This is a genomic window from Streptomyces sp. NPDC050263 (assembly GCF_040655955.1).
Taxonomy (GTDB): domain Bacteria; phylum Actinomycetota; class Actinomycetes; order Streptomycetales; family Streptomycetaceae; genus Streptomyces.
This window is the reverse complement of record NZ_JBFAKW010000223.1, coordinates 1-6,679: the sequence shown is the minus strand read 5'-3', so window position 1 is coordinate 6,679 and position 6,679 is coordinate 1. Positions and strand designations below refer to the sequence as shown.

At 67.7% G+C, this 6,679-nt stretch carries 7 protein-coding genes; 6 read left to right on the top strand and 1 reads right to left on the bottom strand.

What is annotated here, in order from left to right:
• The first annotated feature begins 163 nt into the window (after nucleotides 1-163).
• The 5 genes from AB0J04_RS44825 (at nucleotide 164) to AB0J04_RS44805 (ending at nucleotide 4,810) form a co-directional block, all read left to right on the top strand.
• On the top strand, nucleotides 164-1,108 hold the full coding sequence (locus AB0J04_RS44825; protein WP_363174488.1) for a C45 family peptidase: 945 nt from the start codon (nucleotides 164-166) through the stop codon (nucleotides 1,106-1,108).
• A gap of 540 nt (nucleotides 1,109-1,648) precedes the next feature.
• Nucleotides 1,649-2,551, top strand: coding sequence for a DUF6192 family protein (locus AB0J04_RS44820; RefSeq protein WP_363174486.1), 903 nt, complete (start codon nucleotides 1,649-1,651; stop codon nucleotides 2,549-2,551).
• 3 nt (nucleotides 2,552-2,554) lie between these two features.
• Nucleotides 2,555-2,965, top strand: coding sequence for a RacP protein (locus tag AB0J04_RS44815; protein ID WP_363174485.1), 411 nt, complete (start codon nucleotides 2,555-2,557; stop codon nucleotides 2,963-2,965).
• Nucleotides 2,966-3,050: 85 nt separating this feature from the next.
• Entirely contained in the window at nucleotides 3,051-3,902 is an 852-nt protein-coding gene (locus AB0J04_RS44810) for an IS5 family transposase (protein WP_363174489.1), read from the top strand.
• 110 nt (nucleotides 3,903-4,012) lie between these two features.
• Nucleotides 4,013-4,810 (top strand): hypothetical protein, encoded by a 798-nt coding sequence (locus AB0J04_RS44805; protein WP_363174484.1) that lies wholly within the window; start codon nucleotides 4,013-4,015, stop codon nucleotides 4,808-4,810.
• A gap of 34 nt (nucleotides 4,811-4,844) precedes the next feature.
• Here AB0J04_RS44805 and AB0J04_RS44800 read toward each other — a convergent pair whose 3' ends face one another.
• Nucleotides 4,845-5,027, bottom strand: coding sequence for a hypothetical protein (locus AB0J04_RS44800; protein ID WP_363174483.1), 183 nt, complete (start codon nucleotides 5,025-5,027; stop codon nucleotides 4,845-4,847).
• Nucleotides 5,028-5,309: 282 nt separating this feature from the next.
• Between AB0J04_RS44800 and AB0J04_RS44795 the strand changes: the two genes are divergently transcribed.
• On the top strand, nucleotides 5,310-6,632 hold the full coding sequence (locus AB0J04_RS44795) for a hypothetical protein (RefSeq protein ID WP_363174482.1): 1,323 nt from the start codon (nucleotides 5,310-5,312) through the stop codon (nucleotides 6,630-6,632).
• Nucleotides 6,633-6,679 lie beyond the last annotated feature (47 nt).

The window sequence follows — 6,679 nt, the reverse complement described above, 5'->3', positions numbered from 1 at the left end:
TCCTCGTACTGGACGTACTTGGGCTTTCGGCCGGTGCGGCGAGAGTGCGTGCCGGGCGTCGCGACGGGGCGAACGTTGCCTGCCGCGGCACTAGTAGTGGATTACCTGCGAAATTAGCTAGGTTGCCGTCACCTGACTTGACGTCCACAAGGGAGCGGCAGCCATGAGTCAACAGCAGAAGACCTTCCGGGCTATCGAGGTCGGCGACGGAAGCGACGGGCGGTGGGCCACCCATACACAGGCCTTGTGGCCGCTCGCGGAGGGGTGGATGACCGAGGAGAGCCGGACGTTAGAGGGCGCGGACCGTGCTCGGAAGCTGTTCGAGGCGCACATGCCGGAGCTGGTTCCAGTTCTCGACCGCCTCGCCGGTCAGCTCGACCGGCCCGAAGGGGAAACCTTCCTCACCCTCGCGGCGCTGCGACCGTTCTTCTCGGGCTGCACCCAGATCGGCGGCCGTGGCACCCTGCTGCGCAACTACGACTTCAGCCCCGACGAGTGTGAGGGCACCATTGTCTCCTCCCACTTTCTCCGACCGGTGATCGGAATGCAGGATGCCGCCTGGGGCTTGCTGGACGGGATGAACGACGCCGGGCTCGCGGTGTCACTCACCTTCGGTGGGCGATTCGTCCATGGCCCCGGCTTCGCCATTCTTATCGTCCTGCGCTACCTGTTGGAGACGTGTAACACCGTTGACGAGGCAGTCGGCAGGCTGCGGTCCATACCGATTGCGATCCCGCAGAACGTCACCCTTGTCGACTCCGAGCAGGCAGTGACGGTGTTCGTGGGACCGGACATTTCAATGACTGGGGCAGCGGATGCCTGCGCTGCCAACCACCAGCACTTGCCGGTGCCTGACGAGCAGGAGCAGTTCTTCCGGACCCAAGAGCGGCTGAAGGCTATTCGTGCAGCGGGTACGGACGTGGCGGCGATGCTGAAGCCGCCGCTCTATCAATCCGCGTACGACGAGGGATTGGGAACGGTCTACACCGCCCGTTACCGGCCGTCCGAGGGCCGTGTGACCTACTACTGGCCGGGCGAGTCCTGGGAACAGTCCTTCGATGGCTTCGCTCCGGGATCCCGCACCGTGACCATCGGCCAAGCCGGCTGAGAGGTCCTCGCGGCCTTGAGTCGACGAACTGTCGTACGGTGGCCGCATGCGCAGGGACAAGGTGCCCCGGCTGAGGCTGCTCGTGGTCACGGACGACGACACAGGGCCGAGGCTGTGCCGGGAGTGCGGTGGTCCACTGATGCCTTCGGTGAAGGCGTCGGCGGTGTTCTGCTCGCCGGTGTGCCGATCGCGGCACTGGCGGATGATGCGGCGGGCGCGGGCACGGACCGAGGCGGTCCAGGCCGGTGCGACGTCCAACTGCCCGGAGTGCGACGCGTCGTGGACGGTCGGGGTCGAACATCCTGCCTCGGCAGCGTACTGCTCTCCCGCCTGCCGCAAACGGGCCTGGCACAGGCGGCGCGCGGCGGACGCCGGATTGTGAGCCCGCGCATTCGGCGGCTGTCAAAGTGCTTCACTGCGGGGCCGTGCGCCCTGGCGCGTTCCTGGTGCCGGTCGGATGGTGCGAAGCGACGGCCTGCCGGGGCGAGCTGACGGCATGAAATGGGTGCCGCACCCGGGACCGCCGGGGGTGATGTCCGGATGCCCGCGATGATCGGCAGTGTGACCCGGGATCGCTACGACGAGCTGGTCAAGCTGGGGCGGGACTGGGTAGCCGCGATGAGCAGCGTCCAGTGGCGGCTCGGGGACGCGGCCGTGGAGATCGAGCCGATGCGCTCGTACGGGGGCGCGAATCCGTCCGGGAAGGATGACCTGTTCACGGTCAGCGAGGCCATCCGGATGTTCGCCGAAGACGTGGGACTGGCCTATACGACGGTCCGTTCTTACCGGTGGGTGTCCTCGCGCTGGCCGACGGAGCGCAGGCGGGCGGACGTCTCGCACACAATCCACAAGATCCTGGCCAGCATCCCCGATGAGCAGGAGCGGTTCGAGACGGTCATCAACCCGCCGCCGAGCCCGCGCGGCGGGCAGCCGCGGTGGACGCACGACAGCGCGAAACGCGTGGTGGGCTGGAAGGTCGACTCCCCGGAGAGCGTCCAGGAGAAAGTCGAAGCGATCCACGACCTGGCCACCGACGACGCGGTCGCGGCCGTGGTGACCACCGACTTCCTGCGCCGTCCGGCGGTCGCCGACAAGGCCATGGCCGACGACACCGCCCGGCACGCGGTCAATGAAGCCCAGTTCGACCGGTTCCGCCAGCAGGCCCAGTTCATACGGCAGGAGGCAGCCCCGCAGCTGAAGCGCATGGAGCACAGCGCCCAGTTCATGGACCTGGTCGCGGCCTGCGCGCAGTTCGTCACCACCGCCGGCAGGATCGTTCCCAGCCTGCGCGGCGAGCACTACGACGACGCCGAACGAGACACCATCGGCCAAGGACTTGCGCGGGTGCGCGCCGCGGCCGACTGGATCGAGAACGCCGTCACCCGCGGCGAGGTCGACCTGGACGAGCAGCTGATGAGGCTGCTGAAGGGTTCGGGTGAGTAGGCGATGGGGCGGGGTGTCCCCGCTCACGTCCACGCCGAAGCGATCCTCAGCGCCCTGCAGGAGGCCCGCCCCGCCGGACTGACCGTCACCCAGCTGATGGCCGCCACCGAACGCACCCGCGCGCAGATCCACACCGGGCTCGCGCACCTGCGCCAGATCGCCGCCGCGCGTGGTCTGCCGCCCGTGACCTGGGACCGGAAGTGGGGATACCGGCTGCTGGACGACGCGCCGGAGGTGTGGATCGGCTACGAGCGGGCCTTCTTCCACGCCGTGCACCACCGCGTCGCCAACTTCATCGCCGGGATCCTCCTGCCGCACCAGACCAAGACCCCCGACGACCCCTATATCCGCACCGTCATGGCCCAGATGGGCGCGATCGAGTCCACCCTTCAACTGCTGGCCAACCTGGAGTGAAGCAGAGCAGGAAGGCAGGCAACGGGCCGCGACCGCACCGCAGTTGGCTCCTGACCCCCAGATCGCGGCCCCAACCCCCGTGATGCTGCCGCACTACCGCTACCCCTCCGACACCAGTGACGTGGAATGGCTCCTGCTGGAGCCCCTTCTCCCCGTTCCCGCATGCCGGACCCCAAAGGGCGGCGCCCCGGAGAAGTGGCCCCGCCGACGCGTGGTGGACGCCATCCGCTACATCACCGACAACGGGGCGAAGTGGAGGGCGTTGCCCGCCGACTTCGGCATCCCCTGGCGCACCGTGTTCGGGTACTTCGCCCGCTGGGCGAAGGCCGGCGTCCTCAAGCGGATCCTCGACCAGCTCCGCCGACGGCTACGGCTGCGCCGCCGGCGCTGTCCCTGGCCTGTCCGGGTGATCGTGGACTCCCAGTCCGTGAAAGGCGCGGAGACGGTGTCGAACGCGACGCGCGGATACGACGCGAACAAACACATCAACGGGCGGAAGCGACATCTCATCGTTGACCAGGACGGCCTCCTCGTCGACCTGCTCGTCACCCCCGCCGACGTCCAGGACCGCGACGCGGCCCGCATCCTTCTCACCCGCCTCCACGCCGAACACCCCGAAATCGTCCTGGTCTGGGCCGACAACGGCTACGGAGGCGAAGAGTTCAGCACCTGGGCCCAGGACGCCCTGGGCATCACGATCAAGGTCGTCCCCCGCCCCAAGGACGCCAAGGGCTTCGTTCTGCTGCCCAAGAGGTGGGTGGTGGAACGAAGCAACTCATGGACAATGCGGGCCCGGCGCAACGCAAGGGACTACGAACGCCTGATGTCCCACGCCGAAGCCCACATCCAATGGGCATTCATCACCCTCATGACCCGGCGCCTGGCCCGCCCCCGCCGCCAGACCGAGGCACCGACGGTCACCCTCGCAGCCGCATGAGAACCAGCGCGCAGCTGCTGCCGTTCGGAACGGCGACCATCGACGCCCAACCGAACGGCAAGCGGGATCACTGCAACCCTTCACGCCCCCGTGACCTGCGAAAAGAGGATGTGACACAGCTTCTCAGCACCGTCGCCCGTACCGCCGGCGACCAGCCCGGCCTCGTCGCCGGCGCGCACCGGGCCGTCGCAGCCGACCCCGAACGCCTGCTGCCCCTCGCCGCCCAGACCGTCACGGCCGAACTCGGCACCGACCAAGCCCGCCAGTGGCTCACCGGCCTCGAACACGCCGTCGCCGACCGCGCCGCTCACCCCGACGCCGACCCAGACACCTACCAGTGGGCCAACAACCTCATCAGCGGAGCCCAGGAGCGGACCATCGCCGAACGGAACGACCTGGAAGACCTGATCGGCGCGCCCCCCACCCAGGCCGACACCCTGGAGCCAGCCGCACCATCCCCCGACTCTCACCTTGTCCTGGTGAAACCCCAAGTGGGCTGGCTCACCCGGTACGTCGTCGGTGTCCTTGGCCTTGGCCATCTGACGCTGGTCGGCGCCGTTGCCACCGCTGCCGCACTCAAGTCCAACGTTGGGGACGACGGATGGGTCCAGTGGTTATTCGTCCCCATGAACATATTCCTGCACCTGACCGTCGCGAGCGCTTTCGGGGGCCGCCAACTCGGCACCGTTCTCTTCGCCTGGATCGTGCCGCTCTTCGCGATCGGGCTGACGACCTCGACTGCCTTCATGATTGATCGGCCCTGGCCTGCGGACTGGCCCCCGCAGTGGCTCCTGTGGCCGACCCTCTTCGCCTTCGGCCTCACCGCCCTGACCTTCGCCTGGCGATTCGAGCTTGGCCAGCTCCAGGACACCCGGCCATCTCCCGTCTCCGAGGACCGGCCGGAGTGACTACCTTCTCGTCAGCGAGCGCCGCCACAGCAAATCAGCGGGCGAACGCTTCGGTCAGGCTGATGCGGTAGCCGCCCACTTCCATCAGCACGACGGTGACGCCGAACGGATCAGGGTGGTCCAGCTCGATCGGGGTGAAGGAGAAGTTAACCGCGGCCTGGATCGGCGGCACCGTGGAGTGATGCGGTGTCAGGGCGATGATTGGCCAGCCCTTCAAGCGGCGGATGCAGGGCTGGGCTGGTGGAAGGGGAGCGCTGCCAACAGTGAGATGTGGCGTGAATCACAGCGGGCGTCGGGAAATTGAGTGCCGGATCAGCTCTTTCCCGCCGCAGGTAGGTGAACAGACTTACCCAAGCAACAAAGGAGGCCCGAGATGCCTGCGGATGCAACGCCGGACTCGGCACCCGAGGATGCCGCTCAGCGGCCTGCTACAGCAGCGTCCGATGCAACAGGAGCGCTGCTCGCTCCCTCAGCGGAAGGATGCAGCTCGCCCGGGAACGTGGCGCTCGACGCCGGTCTCGCAGCGCCGATGGACGGGCCCGACCTGGACATGGACGGGTCCGACCTGGACCACGGTGCCTTCCCGCCACTTGACGATGCCGTCCTGAACTCCGGCAGCCTGGCTCACGTCCTGGACACGGCTGCCTTCTGGTCCGGCGTCAGCGACTCCTTCCAACCGCTGATCGGTCTCAGCGCGATACTCAGCGGGTTCACCGAGCGGGCAAGCTTCGGGCTCGCCCCAGCTCTCGCCGGCATCGAGCTGGCAGTTCCCCGGCTTCCCAACATCGGAGAGATGGTCGGCCAGTCACTGCTGGAAGGACTGACGGCCCGCAAAGCCGCGCTGTCGGCGCTGGCCGGCGTACAGCCCCAGATCCTCTCCCTGTCCGAAAGCGTGAACTCGGTACTGCCCTCCGTACTACCCCCCGTCGTGAACACGCTGGGGCTGCTGGACGGACTCAACCCGACCAGGGCGGTCTTGTCCGTAATCGAGCCGCAGGTCAACAGCCTGGCAAGCCTGCTGGGACCGGCCGCCCGTCTGTCGTCGATGACTGACGCCTTCCAGCCGCTGGTTGGTCTCGGTGACCTCGTTCGTCCGTTGCACTTCGGCCTGGCCCCGGTGTTCGAAGGTTTCCCGGCTCTGGTTTCCCCGCTGGCCAAGCTGGCAGGAACGCTCGCCCCATGCTTCGCCATTCAGGTGGGCGTGCCGCAGATGATGCAGGAGGTCCTGCGCACCCTCCCGCCGATGGCGGACCTCATCGGCGGCCATATTGCCGACCTCTTCGCCCAAGTCCGGTCTGTCGCCGACTGGGCGAAGCGGCTGAAGCCTTCCCTCCTTGCCGAGGCCCGCTACGCCTTCGACGCATACGTGAAGGGCGACACGGAACCGATGAAGGACTTCCTCCGCCGCTGCCTGCGCCTGTGGCCGGTGCTGGAGGACCACTGCCAGGCCCTCGCTGTGGCGATGGTCGAGCGCGCATGGGAGCAGGAGGCCGACCTCACCGACGATCAATCGGTGCGCAGGGTCCTGGTCGGGTATGCCCGCCAGAGCTGCGACTCCGAACGCGATCACCAGATCCGCGGTGCCTCGATCGGATACATCCCGGACGGTTGGGAGCAGCCGGACGCCGTGCCAGGGCCGGAGGATCTGGTGATCCCCCGCCTCGTACCCTGGGCCGAGCGGTTCGAGACCGCCTCCGTGCGGTACGTAGCAAGGCAGCTCAACGAGCGGGAAGAGACCCTGGTCCGTGCCTGGTCGGCAAACCCCCGCATGACGGACTCTGCTGCGCAATTCGCTGCGGGGGTGAGGGCGGGTCGGCGATGATCGTTTCTGAGGTCGCTTCTTCTGTTGTGCGGCCATGGAGGCGGTAG

Coding starts and splice junctions, on each gene's coding strand:
- AB0J04_RS44825 (WP_363174488.1), top strand. CDS start 164: ATGAGTCAACAGCAGAAGACCTTCCGGGCTATCGAGGTCGGCGACGGA.
- AB0J04_RS44820 (WP_363174486.1), top strand. CDS start 1,649: ATGCCCGCGATGATCGGCAGTGTGACCCGGGATCGCTACGACGAGCTG.
- AB0J04_RS44815 (WP_363174485.1), top strand. CDS start 2,555: ATGGGGCGGGGTGTCCCCGCTCACGTCCACGCCGAAGCGATCCTCAGC.